This window comes from Flavobacterium rakeshii (assembly GCF_009741375.1).
GTDB classification, from domain to species: domain Bacteria; phylum Bacteroidota; class Bacteroidia; order Flavobacteriales; family Flavobacteriaceae; genus Flavobacterium; species Flavobacterium rakeshii.
Genome location: NZ_WOWP01000037.1, coordinates 1 through 20,973, shown reverse-complemented (window position 1 = coordinate 20,973; position 20,973 = coordinate 1). Strand labels below are relative to the sequence as shown.

Below are 20,973 nucleotides of genomic sequence, written 5' to 3'. Positions count from 1 at the left end.
GCCTAATTTTATACATGAAAAAACCAGTCAGCAAATACTGACTGGTTAATATAAATTTTATTGTAAAAATTGTCAACCTATTTTAGGACGACTCAGTTTTAATAGGTGTGTTAAAAAAAACTGGTTGTTAACTTATAACGCTAAAGATAGTGAATAAAGTACCTGCTACCTCTTTTGTCTCAACTCAAAATCTATTTTTTTGAATTGTGAAAGCAAATAATTTTCATTTACATTATCTGCAAAAGCAGAATAGTTACTTAACATAGCTGTAAAATCATCTTCGTTTCGAGAAATAAAAACACTTTTAAACGGACTACCATATTTCTTAAAAGCAGGATGATTACATGTTACTTTACATACTCTTATTTGATAATTATCTTCCTTTCGCTCACTTAAAACTTCGTAACCATCAAATTCAAATTCATCATCCCAAACAAAAGCATTATTTAAAAAACGAATTCTGGAATTATACACTTCGTCTTTAAATCTCAAATTATAAATATGGAACGCAAATTCGTTTTCATTCAGTCGCTCCTGATAAAATTGCCCTCCTTCAAATTTCCCACTAAGTCTGCCTGACTTAATCAGTAATTCTTTATCAAGACTATATTCAAGCTTTTGGATCGGTGAACAACCTGTAACTAATACTATGAGAAAAAGAGAAAGCCATCTCATGCCTCTGCCCTGTTTTGTTTGTAACGTTTAATATTATCCCAAACAATAATCAATACAAACCACACAACAGGTAACATACTTACAGCATTTGGTACCCCCTTATTGAAACCAAATACATATAAAGTAATTCCCGTCACTATGAAAATATAAAAGAGCTGTAAACATCTCTTAACAAACAATGTAACAGCAGGGTGATCTACATTTCCAACCTCTTCACCGTTTTTCCATTTTCTGTAACGAATAACATTACTCCTTACAACAATACCTGTAAACAGTAATATAGGTAATGCCAACTCCCAATTTAACAGAATCGACTCAAAAGGAGAAAACAGTGAAACGATTTTAACCAATGCCATAAAGCACGCAAATATTAAAAAAACCTGAAATGATCGTTTTAAAATATGGTAAATAATACTTTTTTTATCCATCGTTGTAAGGTGTTGTTTTAAGTTTAGTTACAGTACAGGCCTATTACATCACGTCCTTCTATGGTAAAGCCCAGCTCTTTTGCCTTTTTAAAATCGGTGCAGGCACCCTCATAATCGGGTTCTGTTAGTTTAGCCTTACACATGGCGCGAGAGTAATATACTTCCCCTGGGTAATCGGTACCCAGTTCAATAGCCTCGGTGTAATCTTTTATAGCGCTTAGATAATCTTTACTATTGTAAAAAGCCTCACCACGGCAACGCAAAACACGTGCGGTTTCATGGTTATAGTCCATTGCTTTATTAAACGTTGCTATAGCATCCAGGTATTTACGGGTACTCACCTCTTTTGCCCCTCTTCGCATTAGCTTTTCAAACTCATCATCAACAGCAACTTCTTTTACAACAGTATTGGGCACCACAGTTTTTTGTGGCTCAGGCTGTTTTGTAGCTTCCTGCTCGGTTTTAGCTTTACCTTTTTTAACCCTGTGCTTAGCATACTCCTGTGCCTGTAGGCCGGTATAGGTAAATAAAACTATCAGTATTAAAAAAATCCTTTTCATTGCAAGCTTATTTAAGGGCTAAGGTATTAATTATAACGTATAATACACAAGCATAGTACCATAAACAAATTAAGGAGTGGCAACATGCACAAGTTTCACCTTATTTGAGGTAAACTCACCTTCAAATATCCTAATGTTATTACGTTTTAAATTTTCTTTTTCAAAATTGGGTATTTTTTCAGAAAGCTGTCTATCTGACTTATAATTAAGTGCTAAAGTATAATCTGAATCTTCTTTAAGGTCATACCTTATAAAGCTACCGTTAAAATACTCAACAGGAAAACTGGCCAAAGCATGAAATTCCCAACTCTCTCCGGGTGATATAATTACTTTATCTCGCACATAGGCCATATAGCACCATAAATCCTGACCTTTAAATTTACCGTTGAATATTTTTGAATACATGTCTGATTTTTTATTTTGTACTGCTAAATCACAAGACCAGCATGTATCTTTGGCAATAAAAGAAATTCCATCTCCTTTTTTAACAGATTTCCCTTTGTTATCAACTATATCAAAAGTAAGACAGCTGTTGTAGAGCTGTTGCCCATTTACAGGAAAAAACAACAACTTCTCATCACTGTTATTAGTAATTTTATACCTTACTATATTAGCCCCTCTTTCTAAGTCACCTTCGTATTTATAATGCCCGTCGGTACCCGAAAAGACAATTGAATCATTAAGCAGTGTAAGTTCTACCTTACCGTCTAATTGTGTATCTCTATTTTTACAGCCTACTATAAGCCCTAAAAAAATAAATAATATAAATATATTCCTCATAGCTTAATCACAACCTTCTTCAAGCATAGTCACATCACCGCTCAGTGCTCCTGTTGCACGGGCAACAGCAATATCGGCACACTTTCTCTCTTTATCACCCTCACCATCGCGCGAACCATAAGCCAGTCCACGCATCAAACACAAATTCCCTTTTACATTTTCATGTGGTAGCTTTGTTTCTTCCAAAGCTCTGGTATAGTCGCTTATACACTGATCAAACTCTCTAAGTGAAAAATAGCAATTTCCCCTTAAAAGTAATACCAGATATTCATTTTCGGGCGGACTTATAACTAAGGCTTCGTTAAAAATAACAACCGCCTGTTTAAACTCTTTAGCAACGGCAAGTTGCCGTGCTTTTTCAAAAAGCTCATCAAATTCACTTTTAGGCTCTTCTGCCAGCTGAGTTTCGGCTATAATAATTTCATCCGTCTTTTCCGGTTGGGCAAACACAGTATCTTTTACCCTTGTAGTTTTGTATTTGGGATAATTTTGGGCATTAGCTGTTAAACAGAAACCCAAAAACAACAATGAAGTTAAGTATCTCATGGTAAGGAGGTTTAAAAAGCTAATATACAAATTTTAGCACAGCAACATAGCCTTGACTTTTTCGGTCTTTGTGTCAGGACAAAAGGACAATAAACAACATTATTATAAATGATGAATTTTAAATTATGAATGAGATTCCTCCATTACGCTATCGCTTCAGTCGGAATGGAAAAGAGATCCTTCCTACCTAAGGATGACAACGCGTTACTGTCATTTTGAGCGTAACGAAGTGGAGTCGAAAAATCTAAATAAAAAAGATTACTACTCCATTCGGAATGGAAAAGAGATCCTTTCTGCCTCAGGATGACAATGCGTTGCTGTCATTTTGAGCGTAACGAACTGGAGTCGAAAAATCTAAATAAAAAAGATTACTACTCTTTTCGGAATGGAAAAGAGATCCTTCCTGCCTAAGGATGACAATGCGTTGCTGTCATTTTGAGCGTAACGAACTGGAGTCGAAAAATCTAAATAAAAAGATTACTACTCCTTTCGAAATGGAAAAGAGATCCTTCCTGCCTCAGGATGACAATGCGTTGCTATCATTTTGAGCGTAACGAAGTGGAGTCGAAAAATCTAAATAAAAAGATTACTAATCCTTTCGGAATGGAAAAGAGATCCTTCCTGCCGTCAGGATGATAGCATGAGTAAGCAAACCACATTAATTTTTTAATATAAAAACTAAAAATCTAAGCACAAAAAAAAGCCCTGACCAATGGTCAGGGCTTTGATATTTAAAAGAGGAATTAGTGATTATTTCTCACCTTTTTCCATTCTTTCTTTTAATTCAGCAAGTGCATCGATATCACCTAGAGTGGTTTTCTCTGCATTGTTGTTAGAGTTGTTAGACTCGTTGTTAGTCTTAACATTTTTCTCTTCTTCTTCTCTAAAGATAGCAGTGTGAGAAGCTACAACTCTTTTGAATTCTTTGTTGAATTCAATTACTTTAAAGTCAGCGCTTTCACCTTTCTTAAGTTTTTTACCATCTTCTTTCTCAAGGTGTCTTGTAGGGATGAAAGCAACGATATCGTCACCAAACTCTACAGTAGCACCTTTGTCAACGATCTCAGCAATCTCACCTGTGTGAACAGTACCTACTGCAAAAGACTCTTCATATTTATCCCATGGGTTAGCAGTAGTTTGCTTGTGACCAAGAGATAATTTACGTCCTTCTACATCAAGCTCAAGAACAATAACATCAAGTTTATCACCTACGTTTACAAACTCAGATGGGTGCTTGATTTTCTTAGTCCAAGATAGGTCAGAGATATAAATTAAACCGTCAATACCTTCTTCTAGCTCTACGAATATACCAAAGTTAGTGAAGTTTCTAACGATACCTGTGTGTTTAGAACCTACAGGGTATTTAGCTGTGATGTCAGTCCATGGATCTTGAGAAAGTTGCTTAATACCTAGAGACATTTTACGGTCTTCTCTGTCAAGAGTTAAGATAACTGCTTCTACCTCATCACCAACTTTTACGAAATCCTGAGCAGATCTTAAGTGCGTAGACCAAGACATTTCAGAAACGTGGATTAAACCTTCTACACCTTCAGCAACTTCGATAAACGCACCGTAGTCAGCAATAACTACTACTTTACCTTTAACTTTGTCACCTACTGCAAGGTTTGCATCAAGTGCATCCCATGGGTGAGGGTGTAATTGTTTAAGACCAAGTTGGATTCTTGTTTTCTCATCATCAAAGTCAAGGATAACCACGTTAAGTTTTTGGTCAAGTTCAAGAACTTCACTTGGGTGGTTAATTCTGCTCCAAGAAAGGTCAGTGATGTGGATAAGTCCGTCAACACCTCCAAGGTCGATGAATACACCGTAAGAAGTAATGTTTTTAACAACACCTTCAAGTACCTGGCCTTTTTCAAGCTGACCGATGATTTCTTTCTTCTGTACTTCGATATCCGCTTCGATAAGCGCTTTGTGTGAAACTACTACGTTTTTGAATTCGTGGTTGATTTTAACAACTTTGAACTCCATAGTTTTGTTTACATATTGGTCGTAATCCCTGATAGGCTTAACATCAATTTGAGAACCTGGTAAGAATGCTTCAATACCAAATACGTCAACGATCATACCACCTTTAGTTCTGCACTTAACGAAACCGTTAACGATTTCACCTGTTTCATGAGCATTGATAACTCTGTCCCAAGCTTTAATTGTACGTGCTTTTTTGTGGGATAATACTAACTGTCCTGATTTATCTTCACGAACGTCGATTAATACCTCTACTTTGTCCCCTACTTTTAGGTTAGGGTTGTAACGGAATTCATTTAAAGAGATAACACCTTCAGATTTAGCGTTGATATCAACGATAGCATCTCTGTCAGTGATTCTTACTACTGTACCCTCTACTACTTCATCATTATCAGTAGAAATGAAAGTTTTCTCAACTAGCTCTTCAAACTCTCTTAGGTGTTGCTCATCTACAGGATCAATACCTTCTTCGAAGTTATGCCAGTTAAACTCTTTTAAAAATTCCTCTTGTGTTTTTACTTGTTCAGACATTGCTGATCTAATAATTTGTATCCCGTTGTTTTGTAGGTTTCCTGTGCAGTAACAAAACGCTACGGAAGTGTTTTACATATTTGATTTTTAACCTTTTAGAAACCATCTCCTGCTAAAAGGTGCGCAAAGGTACAAAACTTTTGCAATTCTACAAAACATTTACAAACAATGCTTTAGCAACACAACATTATCACAACCACATTATTGTAAAAATTTACACACAATTTGTTATAATCATAACATTGAAAAACAAATTATTTAACATATATTTTATATTAATTATTTTATTTACCTTAGAACCCGGAAACAACTTGAAATTAAGTCCTAAAAACTTAATTTTTTTTATGAAATTATCAACCAGTCACACCTATCTAAATCTACATTTTCTTAACCGGAATTTTGTAACAGTACTCCTATTGCTTTTTTTTAGCACTGCTGCCTATTCTCAGCTCAGTGTGGCTATGGTAAATAAAACCGACGAAACCTGCCCCGGTAACGGTACTATTACACTCGCAGCACAAAATGCACAAACAGGAACAGACGTATATTATATAGTATACAAACTACCCGATACAGATAACCCAATTTGGAACTCTACCAACCCAGTAGTTACCAGCCTTACAGATGGTACTTACAGTATAGTAGTTAAACAGGGAGCAACCACATCGGCACCTATTGAGGTTATAATTGAAGATAATACCCAAACCGTAGCTTACTCCATCACAACTACAGATCCCGTTTGTAACGACGGAGTTATAAACATAACCGTAAACAGCGGAACTGCGGTAAGCTACGAGATTATAAGCGGACCGGTTACTTTTCCGCCACAAACCACCCCTTCATTCACTGATTTGCCCGCAGGTATATATACCGTAAGGGTAAATGATAATTGCGGTTTTGGTGTACCACAGGCCGTAACACTTTTCTCCATGTCTGAAGAGCTTATACTGGGAGAGACAACAGGATTACCAGACGCAGAACTACCGGACTGTGACCTGGTAACTGTAACAAACTCATTATACACTACTGAATTTGAAGCTGCTAGTACAATACAAAGTATAGTAGTTACCGTATACCCTCCTGACGGAAGCACACCTATAGTAATACAAGGTCAATACGACCCTATGAACTTAATAACATCTGCAGTTATTCCTTTGTATTATGAACAAACATATTACTATGACATTGAAGTTACAGATAGCTGTAATACCTACACTCAACACTGTGAAGTATATGTAACAATGCTAACCGTTGTACAGTTTGACAATGCTAACTGTTTTGGTAAAAAACTACTCCTTCAGCCCTTTAAATTTGTAGGGCCTTATACTATTACCTTTGAAACATACCCTGCCGGATGGGACCCTACAGTGGCAAACGAAAACTATCCGGGACCTTATGTAGCCGATGACGATCAAATTGAATTTGGCAGTGATGAATACGAATGTCCTTATGGTATTTATACAGGTAATATTACCGACTCCTGCGGACGTGTAGCGCCATTTACTATTGAGATTGAAGAAATAGAAGTAGTCCCTGTTGCCAGCCCAAGTCAGGCCGACTGTAGTTCCTTATTAGGATATGTAGAAATATCTATTCCCGGACTTATTATAGCAACAGCAGAAGTTGTAGTAGCACCCGATGAGTATACTGAAGCTCTCCCCGATGATGTAATGGAATATTACGAATATTCTAACGAACCAGGCGATGAAATAAACCTTCTTACCATACCGGGACTACCACCGGGACAGTATGTTGTTATGCTTACAGATACATGTGGTAAGGAGTATGACCCGCTTGAGTTTGTTATTGAAGTGGCCGATCCTGATATCCCTACAGGGCAAAGGGTAGATTGCCAGGAAGGCTATGCAACACTATTTGTAGCAACCCAAAAACCTCCAATATCCGAAGCTTACATTACAGCTGCTCCGGCTGCTTTTGGTGAAACACTACCTTATGATATTACCCCTTTCTCTACATCTGCGGCAACCATATATATGGATAATTTACCAGCCGGTTCATACACCATCCAGGTGACAGATGATTGTGGAGTAAAAACAAAAACAATAAATCTTAACGGATACCAAATCAATTCGACCGAAGTAGATGTTACCCTTAACTGTGGTTCCTTTGATCTTTATATATCCCATAACAGTAATGCCATCAATCAGGTTAAATACTGGTTACAGCAGTACAATGAAGAAACCGATGCGTGGCGCATTCCGGGTGGTGACACAGACTATATTGAAGGTGTAGAACCCGATGACGAAACAGCATTAGAACTAACTAATAATGAAACTCTATACAATATAGCCCATTACGGTACATTTAGGGTAATAAAATCGTTTACTACCTATGGTAGCGGTGCCAGTAAAAAAACCTGTATCGAAATACTGGAGGAGTTTATTGTACCTAACGGACTACTTATTGATGATATTTTAAATATAGCTTGCGACGGCGGTGCAACAAACGATGTATTAATTAATGCTACAGGTGTAGAGCCACTTACTTATCGTATTATTGAAATGAACGGAGAACCGGTAATGATAGATAATGGTACCGGTAATATTTTTTACGGACTGGAAACTGCCTCTTACCTGCTACAGGTAGAAGATCCTTGTGGTACCATAGTACCAATGAATTTTAATGTAAACGACCTGCCTTCACTGGTTACAGCAAACACCGCTCCCGATATTATACTGTGTGATGCAGGCAATGACGGTGAGGAAGAATTTAACCTTGCTGCACAAGTGGCATTTGTACTGGATAATCAGGATCCGGATTTTGTAACTATTACCCTTCACACCAGTGAAAATGATGCCGAAGCAGGTATTAATCCGCTTCCGCTATCAGATACTTATACATCAGGCAACGCTACCATATATGCCAGGGCAACCCATAGCGCTAACCCCGATTGTGTATCTATATCACAATTTGAGCTTATACTTCAGGATGCGCCTTCACTGGAAATGGACGATTTCTATGCTCTTTGTGAAGGACAAAGTACTACAGTTACAGCACCCGAGGGTTATGAAAGTTACGAATGGTCTACCGGAGATACTTCCCAAAGTGTAACCTTTACCGAAAGCGGAAACTATACTATTACCGCCACAAACGAGAACGGATGCCAAACCACCCACTCGTTTACCGTTACCATGACCGCTATTCCACGTATTGCACAGGTTGATATTACCGACTGGACTACGGCAGATAATACTATAAACGTAATTGTAGAACCATCACAATACCCACAGGAGTTTGAATATTCTCTGGATGGATTTATTTATCAGGATTCGCCATTATTCACAAACCTAACTCCCGGTCCATACACCGTGTATGTAAGAGATAAGTACGACTGTGGTGCCGATCTTGGTGATGTATACCTGCTTACCTACCCTAAGTTCTTTACGCCAAACGGCGATGGTGTAAACGAAACATGGCGCATACAGTATTCTTTCTTTGAACCCGATATGGAAATTTACATCTTCGACAGGTATGGAAAACTAATTATTTCCTTTGGCCCTAACTACGAAGGCTGGGACGGAACCTTCCACGGCAACAGGTTGCCTAGTACTGACTACTGGTTTCTTGTTAAACGCCAGGACGGACGCGAACATAAAGGGCACTTCTCTATGGTGAGATAATTTTCAGATATAAGGTTTTAGAAAGATGTCTGTTTTAAAAACATACAACATTACATTTCAAAATGTTGAATATTGGGGTAAAACAATATTTTCACCTCACCTTGCTTTAAATCAGCTTATAATGGACAGCAGGCAAATTGAAGATATTAATGATTTTACAGAAGCATTACAATTAGTTGTAAACGGAACTCTGCCTCAAAATTTTTTTATTAGCGAATCTGCCATAAGTGTAGAAGTGAATCCTGATGTAACTAAACTATACAACCAGCCTAATTACAGTAACAATACACCCGTATTGTACTCACTACCCACAAACCATTTAATAGAGATCAATAAGTTGTGGAAACAATTCTTATTATCATGATATAATTAGTAACATTCTACAAACACCGATATATCTAAAATACAATCTTTTGCTTAATAGAAAACCAATATTCCTCTTAACGACACAACATATAGTAAGACAAAAAAATATGTAATATATTTACCACAAATTCAACATACCTTAATAAAAACCACAACTTACAACCATGAAAATAATAGCAAATATTTTCCTTCTTCTTTTGTTAATTGCTCCGGGCAAAAGCGAAAAACCTAGCATCGATACTCCTATAGACTATAACCGAGTTAACTGTATAATGAATATTGAAAATAACAGCTTAAGCATAGGAATTGAAAAAGAATACGAAGCCGATTTTTTAACGGTTAATTTTTATAACGAAAGAAGCCAAAAAATTAAAAGCGAAAATATACCTGTAAACAAACAACAGCTAAATGAGTTTTGTGATTTGGTAAAACAGCAAACCAATATAAATACAAACCACAACTGGATTGAAAAAGGCTCAGGTAGTCGCTACACTGTAAAATTTGTAATCAAATCTCCATCGGGCAACTTATTAATGTTTCCGGCTGGGGTTAGCAATTTAAACAACATTTCTAACGAGTGTAAAAATGTTATCGACTTTTTAAAAACACATAAAACAATTAACGATTTTTTGAACAATGAAAATAACTAAGCTCCTTACCGCTATAATTATACTATCATTATTTTCCTGTGGGCAAAACAAAGTTGAAAATGATGCAATAGCCAGCTATACTATTGGATACGCAATACCCGGCACAAACAGTAGTGTAATGGTTTATGATAATAACGATACCATATACTTTTCTAATGTACGTAACCCGGAGATTTTTCAGTACAAAAAAATTACGTCAAACTCAGCAACAGTTAACCAGATAAAAACAGTAATAACAAAACACCTTAACTACGACTGTTTAGAAAGTGAAACAGAAACAATCTCAAGCCCGTGTTTCTTTCAGGTATACTTTAATAATGAAAACACACAAATAGTTTGCTATCAGGAAGGAATATGCAGTAAAGAAGGACTACCTAAAAACGTACAGCATCTTTTCACTATACTTGAAGGTAAATATCCTGAGCTCCGTTTAACTGAGTAAAAACCTATAGTATTGAACAGCTATATTAACGAAATAATTGAGGCTGCAAAGTTAACAGAAACAGAGTGCTGTGTACTAAGCAAAGAGGAGGCAAAACAGTACATAAAACAGGTATTAGATAAGTTTAATCCACAAAAAACACAAGGACATCTGTCTATCTATAACAACTCGGTCTCACTCCCTGTTAACGAATATGAGTTTACCTACAGTAGGCACCTGCCACAGGAGCCCGCCTATCTGTTTTTTGATCAGGTTACAAAAAAAGACACTGTGATAAAAATAAGTAATGCTCAAAAAACAGGAGAGTTATTACTGCAATGTTCCGGTATGGAGTACTTTCTTTCAAACGAAGCCTCAACCTACCTTATAGCTGTTAACTGGTATGTTGTAGAAGGTGCCGGAGAAGCCCTGCAATGGATGGAACCGCTTGGAGCAACACCAATTGAATAAGTGTAACGCACGAGCAGAACGCTCACGCTAACAGAAAATAACCTATTATTTATATTTAAAAAAGAAAGTTAATAGCAATATGTTCAAACTATTCAGTAAAAAAGATAAAAATGCATGGCAAATAGAAATGCTTAAAAATGTATTTACTGCCATGCCTACTCAGTACTCCATATACTTACAGCAAATAAATGAAGGACTCATAAAAAATATTCTTAATGGATTAGGTGACATACCTGGTTATAAGACCATATCTTACCATCCTGATGTTGCTCGTAAATATGAAATACGTAATGAAGAAATCTCTGTAATAAAAGGAGTCAAGGTTTTTGATTTAAAATCATCGCGTTTTATCGATTTAGAAATTTATATTATGTCAGGAAGGGTTAGTGGCTACGTGCTACATACAAACACTAAAAAAATAGAAATTGACTCTGGCAAAATAGATGTTTCTAACGTTAAAAAAGTAAAAATAGGAAACAAAGACACTGAGGCTTTACAAAATATTTTAGGTAACATTCCTAACGAAATATCATCTATGCTTGATATACAAGACACCTTTGAAATTGAAACCTCAAAAGGTGACCTCTATACCATTAAAGATCTTGAAAACGGCAATTATATTGCTATAGATAAAAACAGTGTTATTTATGGATTAATACACAATCCTTATGAAGTAGAAGAGCTTTTCAATAATAAAGAAACCTTTTTTGATGCACTAAAATCAGGAGTGTTTAACTTTACCGATTACATAAATAACAAAACATCTTAACTACGATTACATAGAAAATAAAACAATAAATTTATAATATATTTACTACAATGAGTCGTAAAAATAAAGGCGTGTAAATATATGGTCATTGTAAATGCATAGTCATATCCGTTTAATATTTAGAACTACATTAAATAATCCCTCCGGATTAATAAGAGATTTTAAAGGATACACATCAAAAAAACTACCTACAGCCATTAAGGAAAATCCGCAGGAAAGCAGAAAGGAATGGATGCTTTGGATGTTTGAGCGAGCAGGCAAAAAAAATAGTAATGTTACATCAATGCAATTTTGGCAACAGCATAATATGCCTATAGAAATTTGGTCATTACAAGTATTTGAGCAAAAACTAAACTATATTCATAATAATCCTGTCGAAGCTGGCTTTGTTATTGACCCTATAGACTGGAAATACAGTAGTGCTCGTAATTATGGCAACAACGACCACACAATACTTGAAATCGATTTAAACAATTAAAAAGTGCAAATATAAAGCACGAGCGGGACGCTCGCGCTAGCAGAGGTATATGGTAATATTTCCCCTCGTTGACGCAAGTGTCCAGCTAGTCCCACATAAAAAAACGAGTTTGAATGGAAGAGTTTCTAAAAAAAATATCTGACCGACATAACGGCACAATTAATATTACTGAAAGTAAATGGTATAACGGACATACCTATATGCCTCTTTATGTTTACAGCCTATTATTTAATGCTAACGATTTAAATATACAATTCAGGTACGAGTTCAGACAATCCGAATTTAGCAAATTAAAATCGATAGACGGAGGAGCTTTTGGAGACAGGCATATTTTTGAATTTACTACAACCAGTAATAAAAAAGAATGCCCCGGCTTTAAAGTTAATGAAATAGGAATTTTTAAACGTATTATATCAAAAAGAAAATCTTTATTTACTATTACATCTAAGTCTCAAAGTTTATGCAAGACACTATTAAAAAACCCAGATTTAAACCAAATAATGAGTTTTGGGAATTGTGATTCAGAATTCAGCCCTAACATATCAGGAAAAACCAAAGAAGATGTTTATACGTTGAAAATAGCATTCCATTTAAAACAAATACATTATGATTTACTGGAAAACTGTTTTCAGTTTTTAATTAAGTTTGAAGCTTAAAAAATAGTAACATAGCACCCTTATCGCTCGCACGAGCGTCCCGCTCGTACTCAACTAACTACTCTTACTCTACCAAGTTAAAAACCATATCTTTAGTTGCCGAATCAGCATAAACCCATGTAAACTGCAATTGTAATTCATTATCTACAATATAACCAGAGTAAGAACCTTCGCTTAATACAAAAGCTAATTTTTTGGGTTCAAAGTATTGAGCCTTACTGTAAGGACTTACAGTTTGCCTGCTGAATTTATAGTTAATGAGATTAAAACTCAACCCAGTGCTTTTATTCATTTCAAAAACCACATCTGCTACAAAAGACATTTCAGGTTGGTTACCATAATACACACCCTTAACAATGCTGTTATTATTAAAGGTAAGTATAATATAATCTTTAAACACCTCGTCGTTTGCTTCTGTATGATTATATAAATAAGTTTTAACCTGAGCGTTACAGTAAAAACCGATAAACAGTAATAAGAAAAGTAAACGTTTTTTCATGGTAAGGTTTTAATTTAAAACGTAGCACACAGCAGGTAAATTGCCCCTCACTCGCGCGAGCGTTCCGCTCGTGCTTAACTACAATACTCTTACTCTACCAGGTTAGACCCTTATAGCTGGCGCGAGCGTTCCGCTCGTGCTTAACTACAATACTCTTACTCTACTAGGTTAGACCCTTATAGCTGGCGCGAGCGTCCCGCTCGTGCCTAATTACAACATAGATAAATTTACTGCACGCTCCCACTACCCTGTCTCCACATGGCTATAGAGTTGTGAAAACGCTGTTGTACCTCAGCCGGAAGCAAATCCAAAAAAGCTTCGTTAAACTGATCTTCATCAAAAAGGGTTAGTGCAATTTGATCCAGCATGGCATCATAATCAGGATACTTATTATTGTATATAAAAGCAATACAGTTGGCACAATGTTCCATAATAGTGGCACTGTGCATATTATTTGCCGTAAAGAGGGCAAAAAAACAAACAACAATAAAATCGTCTTCGTTTTGGTATTCCCTAAAGTCAAATTCGGGAACCGTAAGCAATAGTTTTTCTTTAAGACTCATGGGGTATATAGCGTGGTAATTCTTAAACAAGATAAACAATAATACTTTTGATTCGTGGTGAGAACCATACTTAAATTTAACAAATAAGTAAATCACCTATCGATTAGGTAACAATTGATGATAAAAAGACTATAAAAAGACAGAATTTATCGATAAACTGCACTTTTGTAGCATAATAACTACAATAGAAATACAAAAAAAGTACATATCGGTTTCATGACCAACTGTACTTTCTTAATTCTTACTTAAATACTGATTTTACAGACCACTCATATCCTTTGCAGTATTGGATATGTACATTATAAAGCGAATCAGAATAGGTTGTACCGTCGGCAGCATCATTTTCAAGCTGTAACCTGTCTTTAACTGCCTGTCTTAACCTACGTTGCAGGTAAGGCGTTTTATCGGCGCCCAAGTAAGCATAAAAAAGCTCCGGTCTTTCCAGAAAAATGCGGTAAAAATAATCATCGGCACTAATCCCCAGGCTCTCCCCAATAGGGTTAGATGAATCGGCCATTTTATTTTTATACACTTGCCCCGCTACATACATGTAAAACGACAGGTTATCTTTTTGCTCTTTTAATGACGATAGTACTCCGGTAATTTCCATCATATCACCCATAGTGGCATACTCGCCATAATGGCTTACAACAAGCTCGTCAAGGCTTCTTTTATTCTCCTCAATATAAGCCTGCTTTTCATCAGGCGTAAGCTTAAAGAACTGAGTTTCCTCAAGCACACAAAACGGTTTAATATCAATGGCACCTTCATCGTTAATAACCATATCAAACAGCCTTATTTTATCGCCTTCCAGTTTGTAATGGTAGCTTTTACCCCACTCACTTCCGTTTTTAAAGTATATTTTGTCCATCGGGTAAATATCCGATACAAAAACTGTTGCCACCTCATAGTTATCATACCCAAAAAGATTTTGGGCAGTACCATCGGCATTCAATTTTATATTAGTAGTAAAACCTCCCAAATCAGGGCAATGGCACGAATAGCTCTTATTGTCAAAAAGTACCCTGTTAGTCACATCATTCACCCCTTTAGACTCGTCTTTGGCGTTAGCCACATCGGCCACTCTCACCAGTTCGGCTTTGTGTCCGTTAAGATTAAATGTAAGCAGGTTATTATTAATAAAAAGTCGTTCTTCAACAGTACCGTCAAGCGTATTGTAGCTTATATAAGGTTCGGCATCCTTTTGTATAATCATACCCTGTTCGCCTTCGGTACCATAATATATTTTTATAGGCGTTTTAGGCTCTTCGGGTGCGGCTGCAATAACAACACTGTTTATACCTTTAAGATATTTTGATGAGGCAAACGGCGAACGGCTTACCTTTAATGAATCTACATAGTTTTTTGGAACCCAAACACCATTGTATGGCTGCAGGCTAATAGTATACTCAACCTGCGGAACAACAGTTTCTACAGGCTCTACTTCCGCAATTTTTTTGGGTTCTTCTTTACAACCCACCAGCAATAGCAGTACGGAAAACAGTAAAAGGGGCATCTGTTTCATTATAAGGCGGTGGTTTTTAGGTGATTATGGTTGTTTACGAAAATACTAAATTTTATCCTTGTAAGAAACTAAATATTAAATTTTTGTTTAATCGTTTCGTTTTATTATAAAATATTCATAATAACTAACAATTTAGCGATTAAAGTACGAATTTATTATCGAATTATAACTCCCCAATAATTTGAAACATCGATAAAGGGGGTGTATTTTTCGACAAAAAGCAAATTACCACGACAAAACGTCGAGTAACTCCTACAAATACGGAAAACCTCAACAAAAATAGAACGCCAAGCTACAGCTCCAAAATGGTATAAAATCTAAATGTAAAATTCCTACAAAGGTTTATTCCTCCTTAACCATCTCTCCTTTTTCTACCTTAAATACAAAAGGAAAAATAATGGCTAGTACCAGTGCATAACCGGCAAAGGTAAACCAAATGTATTGCCAGTTGCGAATGCCGTTTTCGGTAAAATGGTCTACTACCCATCCGCTTGCCAGTCCGCCTACAAAAGCACCTATACCGTTTGTCATAATCATAAACAATCCCTGTGCGCTCGAACGTATGGTTGGATCGGCCTCTTTCTCCACAAACATAGAACCCGATATATTAAAGAAGTCGAACGCCATACCATAAATAATCATAGACAGTACCAGTAGCCACAATCCGTCATCCGGGTTACCAATACCAAACAACCCGAAGCGGAAAACCCATGCCAGTATACTAAACAGCATAACGGTTTTAATACCATAACGTTTTAGGAAAAACGGAATTAATAATATAAATACGGTTTCAGAAACCTGAGAGATAGACAACAGTAAGTTAGGATGCTGCACCCCGAAGGAATCAGGATAATCGGTTTTAAAATCTTCAAGGAAAGGTCCGCCAAAGGCATTGGTTATTTGCAATGCAGCACCCAGCAGCATGGCAAAAATAAAGAACACCGCCATTTTACGTTGCTTAAACAATACAAAGGCATCCAGCCCCAAGGTAGACATAAGGCTCTTTTTGGTTTCCTTTTGCAATGGTGGCGACGGTGGCATGGTAAAGGCGTAAAAGCCCAGCAGTAAAGCCGAAGCAGCCCCAACATACAACTGACCCGCACTTTGGGTATAGCCTAAAAAATCAACCGTCCACATGGCGGCAATAAAACCTATGGTGCCCCACACGCGTATAGGTGGAAAATCGGTCACAATACTATATCCCTTTTTCTCGAGTACGTTATAGGAAACCGAGTTGTTCAATGCAATGGTAGGCATATACATACAGGCATTAAGCAACATTATAATGTAAAACCAAAAATAATCGGTTACTGTTGTGGCATAAAGCATAAGTACTGCTCCTATAAGGTGGCAAAGCCCCAGTAATCTTTCGGCGTTAATCCATCTGTCGGCAACTATACCCAGCAGTCCCGGCATAAAAAGCGAGGCAATACCCATAGTGGTGTAAACTCCGCCTATCTGTATACCGCTAAAGCCAAGCGAGGCACCCATATAGTTACCTAACGAAATTAACCAAGAACCCCATATAAAGAACTGAAGGAAGTTCATTAACACCAAACGGCCTTTTATACCCATGTGTATATGTATTGATTGAACATAGCCGTAAAACTACCAAAAAAGTTGAAATATAGTGAATTATGTAGGTTAAGTTTTAACACTGGGCGTGCCTATTATCTCATGGCATAAAGCAGTATATTTGATAAAAAACTAAGTCATGGAAATAAAAACCGTAAACCTTAAGGAAAAATTTGATTCATTTACCGAATACTGGAATCCTAAAATTGTAGGCGAACTTAACGGTCAGCTGGTTAAAGTGGCTAAATTTAAAGATGAGTTTGTGATGCACAAACACGACAATGAAGACGAAATGTTCTTGGTTATGGAAGGCAAACTCTTAATGGAACTCGACGATAAAACACTGGAGATAAACGCTGGCGAATTTGTTGTTATCCCTAAAGGAACTAACCATAAGCCGGTAGCTGTAGGCGAAGTGAAAGTAATGCTATTTGAACCTAATACCACACTAAATACGGGTAATACTGAGAATGACTTTACCGTAAAAAATTTAGACAGGATATAAACCCAAATCAGTTTTCGTTTATAAAATTGATGTAATTATCCAGTAACGATTTTATTTGTACCGATGCCACCGGGTTAGATGAATGTACCTTAAAAATAAGCTTCTTTAAATCCAGCCTGCTTTGGTATACCAGCCATTGTGCTGCGGCATAACCATCGGGCAGCAGGTTTCCGTTTTCATCTTCCCCCAGGTCATTATCAAAGCTGATAAAATAAGGGAGTCCGTTTTCTTTAATAATCTCTACAAACTCACTATAGGTTCTTGCAATTATAAAATCCTTATTAGTAAGGTCAGGGTATACCATAGGGACTTCCCTAACATCATCCAAAAAAAGCTTGTAGGCTATTCTTCCTGTATTCAATTTTAATTCTGTTTATAATAGGCAAAATGATGATCGTTAAACCACATTTCATCTTTAGCCTTTCGGGTATAATTATACATTAGGGCTTTGTTAGCATAAAGCTGATTTTTAACGTGTACTACCCCGTTACACACTTTAAAATCTACATTATAATAATCAAGCACCTTAATCAGGTTCTCGTTAAACGGATGCGACTGTTTCTCTATATTATCTACAACATACTCCTCACCTACATGCTTTACAGGATAAAAAGGAGTGTAATCATACTGCCAGTATAATACCGATATGCAGGTTACAACAAGTAACAGAGTTAGTAAGGTGTATTTTTTCATACAGTATATTATTCGTGCTGCCCTAAACTCTTCATTAGGGTAACCAGCATTTCCGATTTGGTTCTTGGTTGTGCCTCGGCTGCTGTTACTTTTTCAGAAAGACGTCTAACATCCCCCTCCTTAATTTGTGCAATACTAATAAGTTTAAGTACGTTTTGTTTTGCCTGTGGCGATACCTCATCCAGCTTTTGTAAAAAAGTATTGGTACGAGTATCCAGTAAGCTGAACAAAATTTTAAACCTTCTGTAATTACACTCGGGATTAACATTAGCATCCAGCTTTTCAAAAGTTGTTAGATACTGAAAAATCTCATAGTTGCTAACATTTTTAGTACCCTCCAGCTGTGACAGTAAATTAGAGTCGCACGGGGTTACATGCATGCCGGTTTTAATAGCCGGCTGTAGTGCTGTTTCCTTTTGTTTTTGTTGTGTACATGCGCAAACAAGTACTGCAAATAGCATTAAGCTAATGTGTTTCATAACAGGCCGTAGTTTTTGGTTGGGAAGTAAATTTAATAAGAAAAATTCCTTGTAAACTATTGTAAGAAAAATATTTACAGTGTTTTTCTTAATTATTCGATGAAAAGCAAATTATACCCGACCAACGCCCTGTTTTTATGCAAATTTCGTATTATTTAGAAGATTCATATTTACGTTTTTCCTCTTCTTCAATACGCTTCCTGTAAGCCCTATATTCAAAATTTATTTCTCCTACACTATCAGTACTAAATTTTTGTACTCTGGGCTCTTCATACCCTTCCTGCACTATAAGTATCTTTTCATAAACTTTGGCAAACTCCCTGCGTATCTCAGCACTCACCTGGCTTTCAACATGAAGTCCGGCTGTGCCTTCACTTTTTTTTGTCTTTATAGCAATTACAGTAATAGCCTCCACCCTTCCGTACAACGAATCTTTCTCATCAATAACCGACTTAAACTCATCCAAATCCACCTCATCCCCCATTAACTTATAAAGCGGTACTCTTTCTTCATGAGACATGGTTTCATAAAATACATTTGCCAGGTGTTTGCTCATGGCAATATCTTGGGGATCATTTATATACTCTTTTTTAATTTCACATCCGGCACATAAAAGGGCAATTAAAAAAGTAATAGTGTATTTCATTACGTAAGGTTATTTTTAAGCAAATATAAATGTTTACTGTAAATCATTTATCGTCTCAACATTTATAATGGGTGACTGATACAGTATTACCCTCTCTTTATAAAACCAATAGGTAAGATTAGAACTGGCATATATAGTATCGCTTCCCTTTATTATCGCATAAGTGAAAATCCCATTTGGAATAAGATGATCCTTACCGGTAATAAGGTACTTTTTCATATAATCAAACTCGGCACTCACCTCTTTGCTTTTTACCTGCTTTACAGTAGCCTTGGCTGGGTTGCTAAACTCTTTAAGGTTTTTACTTGTTATATGGTAACCGTACTCTTCGTTAACCGTTATTACCGAAACACTGCTACTGCAGGATGACAGCACAATTAAAATAATGGGGATTATTTTTTTCATGGGGATGTTTATAAAAAATAATTAATACAATTTAAGCTTTTTATTTAAAACATCCCCATGGGCTAACTATTCATCATAGTCGCCATATCTTTGAAAGCAATACTCGTAAGTATCAAAATCAAAGCTAATTTTGTTTGAAAGGCATTTATTGATTTTATCGGCAGTAACCTCATCAATAGTGTAAGTACTATACAGCTCAGGGTCACTTAAATTAGGGGTGATAAACGATTTAATAACCCCAAGGCTAATTTCGTTAATATCAAATTCCCTGTTAAACTCGTCGTTATCCCGACGATACTCCTCAACGAAGTTGTTGATGTTAATTGGCGGTTTCATAAGGTAAAGGTTTGGTTATTTTATGGCGCCAAAATAATTATTTTAGTTAAAAGTTTAACACTTTTTAACATTTAAAAATTCAGTAGTTTTCAACAACTAAAACCTGTAAGATATTACATACTAATACTATAGACGTGTAAAATCTGAATGAGATTCCTCTGTTATGCTATCGCTACAGCCGGAATAGAAAAGAGATCCTTCCTTTCGTCAGGATGACATTCCTATTGTCATTTTGAGCGTAACAAAGTGAAGTCGAAAAATCTCTTATTGATAACAGTGCCAAACGGCATTCGGTTTTGAAGGCGTAAAGTAAATTACCGAAAGCGACGTATAAAAGCATCCGCTGTTTGAGGCGAGAGCCGAGTTCGGATGGTTTAGCCGAATGAGGAAATTTATAGCCTGAGAAACCACGGCCTTGACTTGTTCGTTCTTTTGTGTCAAGACAAAAGGACAAAACCTCACCACTCATTACGTTCAGTATGTCATATCGACGGCAGGAGACATCTCTATTAAAAGTTCAGAGATTCCTCACTACACTACGTTTCGTATCGGAATGACAACCTAAGAAAACATCACTTAGCGAACGGCATTAGGTTTTAAAGGCGTTAAGTAAATTACCGAAAACGGCGTATAAAAGCATCCGCTGTTTGAGGCGAGAGCCGAGTTCGGATGGTTTAGCCGAATAAGGGAATTCATAGCCTGAGAAACCATAGCCTTGACTTTTTCGTTCTTTTGTGTCAAGACAAAAGGACAAAACCTCACCACTCATTACGTTCAGTATGTCATGTC

25 protein-coding genes and 1 pseudogene are annotated in these 20,973 nt (G+C 36.5%); 9 read left to right on the top strand and 17 right to left on the bottom strand.

All coding sequences use genetic code 11. The features are described 5' to 3' along the window. Positions 1 to 165: 165 nt before the first annotated feature. From GN157_RS11005 to rpsA, 6 genes are all read right to left on the bottom strand, one after another. Positions 166 to 675, bottom strand: a complete 510-nt coding sequence (locus GN157_RS11005; RefSeq protein WP_157483451.1) for a hypothetical protein — start codon at positions 673 to 675, stop codon at positions 166 to 168. Continuing rightward, positions 672 to 1,031, bottom strand: coding sequence for a hypothetical protein (locus GN157_RS11000; protein ID WP_157483450.1), 360 nt, complete (start codon positions 1,029 to 1,031; stop codon positions 672 to 674). The genes GN157_RS11005 and GN157_RS11000 overlap by 4 nt, the downstream gene beginning before the upstream one ends. 95 nt (positions 1,032 to 1,126) lie before the next feature. After that, complete coding sequence (locus GN157_RS10995) at positions 1,127 to 1,663, bottom strand: tetratricopeptide repeat protein (RefSeq protein ID WP_157483449.1); 537 nt, start codon at positions 1,661 to 1,663, stop codon at positions 1,127 to 1,129. Between the two features lie 69 nt (positions 1,664 to 1,732). After that, positions 1,733 to 2,443, bottom strand: a complete 711-nt coding sequence (locus tag GN157_RS10990) for a hypothetical protein (RefSeq protein WP_157483448.1) — start codon at positions 2,441 to 2,443, stop codon at positions 1,733 to 1,735. A 3-nt stretch (positions 2,444 to 2,446) separates the two neighbouring features. After that, on the bottom strand, positions 2,447 to 2,989 hold the full coding sequence (locus GN157_RS10985; protein WP_157483447.1) for a tetratricopeptide repeat protein: 543 nt from the start codon (positions 2,987 to 2,989) through the stop codon (positions 2,447 to 2,449). Positions 2,990 to 3,739: 750 nt separating this feature from the next. Further along, positions 3,740 to 5,506 (bottom strand): 30S ribosomal protein S1, encoded by a 1,767-nt coding sequence (gene rpsA / locus GN157_RS10980; RefSeq protein WP_157483446.1) that lies wholly within the window; start codon positions 5,504 to 5,506, stop codon positions 3,740 to 3,742. A gap of 344 nt (positions 5,507 to 5,850) precedes the next feature. Between rpsA and GN157_RS10975 the strand changes: the two genes are divergently transcribed. The 8 genes and pseudogenes from GN157_RS10975 (at position 5,851) to GN157_RS10940 (ending at position 12,958) form a co-directional block, all read left to right on the top strand. Next, on the top strand, positions 5,851 to 9,147 hold the full coding sequence (locus GN157_RS10975; protein WP_157483445.1) for a T9SS type B sorting domain-containing protein: 3,297 nt from the start codon (positions 5,851 to 5,853) through the stop codon (positions 9,145 to 9,147). A gap of 25 nt (positions 9,148 to 9,172) precedes the next feature. Beyond that, entirely contained in the window at positions 9,173 to 9,511 is a 339-nt protein-coding gene (locus GN157_RS10970; RefSeq protein WP_157483444.1) for a hypothetical protein, read from the top strand. Positions 9,512 to 9,677: 166 nt separating this feature from the next. Then, a complete protein-coding gene (locus GN157_RS10965; protein ID WP_157483443.1) occupies positions 9,678 to 10,163 on the top strand; it encodes a hypothetical protein in 486 nt (161 codons plus the stop codon). Continuing rightward, complete coding sequence (locus GN157_RS10960; protein ID WP_157483442.1) at positions 10,150 to 10,605, top strand: hypothetical protein; 456 nt, start codon at positions 10,150 to 10,152, stop codon at positions 10,603 to 10,605. Before GN157_RS10965 ends, GN157_RS10960 begins: the two co-directional genes overlap by 14 nt. A gap of 12 nt (positions 10,606 to 10,617) precedes the next feature. After that, the gene (locus GN157_RS10955; RefSeq protein WP_197429438.1) at positions 10,618 to 11,055 is read left to right on the top strand and encodes a hypothetical protein; all 438 of its coding nucleotides are present in this window, start codon (positions 10,618 to 10,620) and stop codon (positions 11,053 to 11,055) included. A 79-nt stretch (positions 11,056 to 11,134) separates the two neighbouring features. Continuing rightward, positions 11,135 to 11,824 carry a hypothetical protein gene (locus GN157_RS10950; RefSeq protein WP_157483441.1) on the top strand — a complete coding sequence of 230 codons (690 nt, stop codon included), beginning with the start codon at positions 11,135 to 11,137 and terminating at the stop codon, positions 11,822 to 11,824. Between the two features lie 77 nt (positions 11,825 to 11,901). Then, a pseudogene (locus GN157_RS10945) lies at positions 11,902 to 12,302 on the top strand (transposase); the annotation flags it as partial. A 113-nt stretch (positions 12,303 to 12,415) separates the two neighbouring features. After that, positions 12,416 to 12,958 carry a hypothetical protein gene (locus tag GN157_RS10940; protein WP_157483440.1) on the top strand — a complete coding sequence of 181 codons (543 nt, stop codon included), beginning with the start codon at positions 12,416 to 12,418 and terminating at the stop codon, positions 12,956 to 12,958. A 64-nt stretch (positions 12,959 to 13,022) separates the two neighbouring features. Here GN157_RS10940 and GN157_RS10935 read toward each other — a convergent pair whose 3' ends face one another. The 4 genes from GN157_RS10935 to GN157_RS10920 form a co-directional block, all read right to left on the bottom strand. Further along, complete coding sequence (locus tag GN157_RS10935; RefSeq protein WP_157483439.1) at positions 13,023 to 13,457, bottom strand: hypothetical protein; 435 nt, start codon at positions 13,455 to 13,457, stop codon at positions 13,023 to 13,025. 227 nt (positions 13,458 to 13,684) lie between these two features. After that, positions 13,685 to 14,020 carry a hypothetical protein gene (locus GN157_RS10930; protein WP_157483438.1) on the bottom strand — a complete coding sequence of 112 codons (336 nt, stop codon included), beginning with the start codon at positions 14,018 to 14,020 and terminating at the stop codon, positions 13,685 to 13,687. Positions 14,021 to 14,261: 241 nt separating this feature from the next. Further along, positions 14,262 to 15,545: a hypothetical protein gene (locus GN157_RS10925; RefSeq protein WP_157483437.1), complete on the bottom strand. Its 1,284-nt coding sequence runs from the start codon at positions 15,543 to 15,545 to the stop codon at positions 14,262 to 14,264. A gap of 342 nt (positions 15,546 to 15,887) precedes the next feature. Next, positions 15,888 to 17,120 carry a nucleoside permease gene (locus tag GN157_RS10920; protein ID WP_157483436.1) on the bottom strand — a complete coding sequence of 411 codons (1,233 nt, stop codon included), beginning with the start codon at positions 17,118 to 17,120 and terminating at the stop codon, positions 15,888 to 15,890. 139 nt (positions 17,121 to 17,259) lie between these two features. On the opposite strand from GN157_RS10920, the gene GN157_RS10915 reads away from it, so the two are divergent. After that, entirely contained in the window at positions 17,260 to 17,625 is a 366-nt protein-coding gene (locus tag GN157_RS10915) for a cupin domain-containing protein (RefSeq protein ID WP_157483435.1), read from the top strand. Positions 17,626 to 17,632: 7 nt separating this feature from the next. Here GN157_RS10915 and GN157_RS10910 read toward each other — a convergent pair whose 3' ends face one another. The 7 genes from GN157_RS10910 to GN157_RS17950 form a co-directional block, all read right to left on the bottom strand. Next, the gene (locus GN157_RS10910) at positions 17,633 to 17,986 is read right to left on the bottom strand and encodes a cyclic-phosphate processing receiver domain-containing protein (RefSeq protein WP_231749125.1); all 354 of its coding nucleotides are present in this window, start codon (positions 17,984 to 17,986) and stop codon (positions 17,633 to 17,635) included. Between the two features lie 2 nt (positions 17,987 to 17,988). Beyond that, positions 17,989 to 18,318 carry a hypothetical protein gene (locus GN157_RS10905; protein WP_157483434.1) on the bottom strand — a complete coding sequence of 110 codons (330 nt, stop codon included), beginning with the start codon at positions 18,316 to 18,318 and terminating at the stop codon, positions 17,989 to 17,991. Positions 18,319 to 18,326: 8 nt separating this feature from the next. Next, on the bottom strand, positions 18,327 to 18,797 hold the full coding sequence (locus GN157_RS10900) for a hypothetical protein (RefSeq protein WP_157483433.1): 471 nt from the start codon (positions 18,795 to 18,797) through the stop codon (positions 18,327 to 18,329). Positions 18,798 to 18,948: 151 nt separating this feature from the next. After that, positions 18,949 to 19,443: a hypothetical protein gene (locus tag GN157_RS10895; protein ID WP_157483432.1), complete on the bottom strand. Its 495-nt coding sequence runs from the start codon at positions 19,441 to 19,443 to the stop codon at positions 18,949 to 18,951. 33 nt (positions 19,444 to 19,476) lie between these two features. Beyond that, a complete protein-coding gene (locus GN157_RS10890; RefSeq protein WP_157483431.1) occupies positions 19,477 to 19,848 on the bottom strand; it encodes a hypothetical protein in 372 nt (123 codons plus the stop codon). Between the two features lie 66 nt (positions 19,849 to 19,914). After that, complete coding sequence (locus GN157_RS10885) at positions 19,915 to 20,184, bottom strand: DUF7683 domain-containing protein (RefSeq protein WP_157483430.1); 270 nt, start codon at positions 20,182 to 20,184, stop codon at positions 19,915 to 19,917. Between the two features lie 589 nt (positions 20,185 to 20,773). Further along, positions 20,774 to 20,973, bottom strand: a 200-nt coding sequence (locus tag GN157_RS17950) for a hypothetical protein (protein ID WP_231749124.1), incomplete at its 5' end; no start/stop codon positions are given.

Bases quoted from the DNA above. Each gene is read 5' to 3' on its own strand.
- GN157_RS10985 (WP_157483447.1), bottom strand. From the start codon at position 2,989: ATGAGATACTTAACTTCATTGTTGTTTTTGGGTTTCTGTTTAACAGCT.
- GN157_RS10885 (WP_157483430.1), bottom strand. From the start codon at position 20,184: ATGAAACCGCCAATTAACATCAACAACTTCGTTGAGGAGTATCGTCGG.
- GN157_RS10995 (WP_157483449.1), bottom strand. From the start codon at position 1,663: ATGAAAAGGATTTTTTTAATACTGATAGTTTTATTTACCTATACCGGC.
- GN157_RS10900 (WP_157483433.1), bottom strand. From the start codon at position 18,797: ATGAAACACATTAGCTTAATGCTATTTGCAGTACTTGTTTGCGCATGT.
- GN157_RS11005 (WP_157483451.1), bottom strand. From the start codon at position 675: ATGAGATGGCTTTCTCTTTTTCTCATAGTATTAGTTACAGGTTGTTCA.
- GN157_RS11000 (WP_157483450.1), bottom strand. From the start codon at position 1,031: ATGGCATTGGTTAAAATCGTTTCACTGTTTTCTCCTTTTGAGTCGATT.
- GN157_RS10975 (WP_157483445.1), top strand. From the start codon at position 5,851: ATGAAATTATCAACCAGTCACACCTATCTAAATCTACATTTTCTTAAC.
- GN157_RS10890 (WP_157483431.1), bottom strand. From the start codon at position 19,848: ATGAAAAAAATAATCCCCATTATTTTAATTGTGCTGTCATCCTGCAGT.
- GN157_RS10920 (WP_157483436.1), bottom strand. From the start codon at position 17,120: ATGGGTATAAAAGGCCGTTTGGTGTTAATGAACTTCCTTCAGTTCTTT.
- GN157_RS10965 (WP_157483443.1), top strand. From the start codon at position 9,678: ATGAAAATAATAGCAAATATTTTCCTTCTTCTTTTGTTAATTGCTCCG.
- GN157_RS10895 (WP_157483432.1), bottom strand. From the start codon at position 19,443: ATGAAATACACTATTACTTTTTTAATTGCCCTTTTATGTGCCGGATGT.
- GN157_RS10915 (WP_157483435.1), top strand. From the start codon at position 17,260: ATGGAAATAAAAACCGTAAACCTTAAGGAAAAATTTGATTCATTTACC.
- GN157_RS10905 (WP_157483434.1), bottom strand. From the start codon at position 18,318: ATGAAAAAATACACCTTACTAACTCTGTTACTTGTTGTAACCTGCATA.
- GN157_RS10935 (WP_157483439.1), bottom strand. From the start codon at position 13,457: ATGAAAAAACGTTTACTTTTCTTATTACTGTTTATCGGTTTTTACTGT.
- GN157_RS10970 (WP_157483444.1), top strand. From the start codon at position 9,173: ATGTCTGTTTTAAAAACATACAACATTACATTTCAAAATGTTGAATAT.
- GN157_RS10950 (WP_157483441.1), top strand. From the start codon at position 11,135: ATGTTCAAACTATTCAGTAAAAAAGATAAAAATGCATGGCAAATAGAA.
- GN157_RS10990 (WP_157483448.1), bottom strand. From the start codon at position 2,443: ATGAGGAATATATTTATATTATTTATTTTTTTAGGGCTTATAGTAGGC.
- GN157_RS10930 (WP_157483438.1), bottom strand. From the start codon at position 14,020: ATGAGTCTTAAAGAAAAACTATTGCTTACGGTTCCCGAATTTGACTTT.
- GN157_RS10940 (WP_157483440.1), top strand. From the start codon at position 12,416: ATGGAAGAGTTTCTAAAAAAAATATCTGACCGACATAACGGCACAATT.
- GN157_RS10960 (WP_157483442.1), top strand. From the start codon at position 10,150: ATGAAAATAACTAAGCTCCTTACCGCTATAATTATACTATCATTATTT.
- GN157_RS10925 (WP_157483437.1), bottom strand. From the start codon at position 15,545: ATGAAACAGATGCCCCTTTTACTGTTTTCCGTACTGCTATTGCTGGTG.
- rpsA (WP_157483446.1), bottom strand. From the start codon at position 5,506: ATGTCTGAACAAGTAAAAACACAAGAGGAATTTTTAAAAGAGTTTAAC.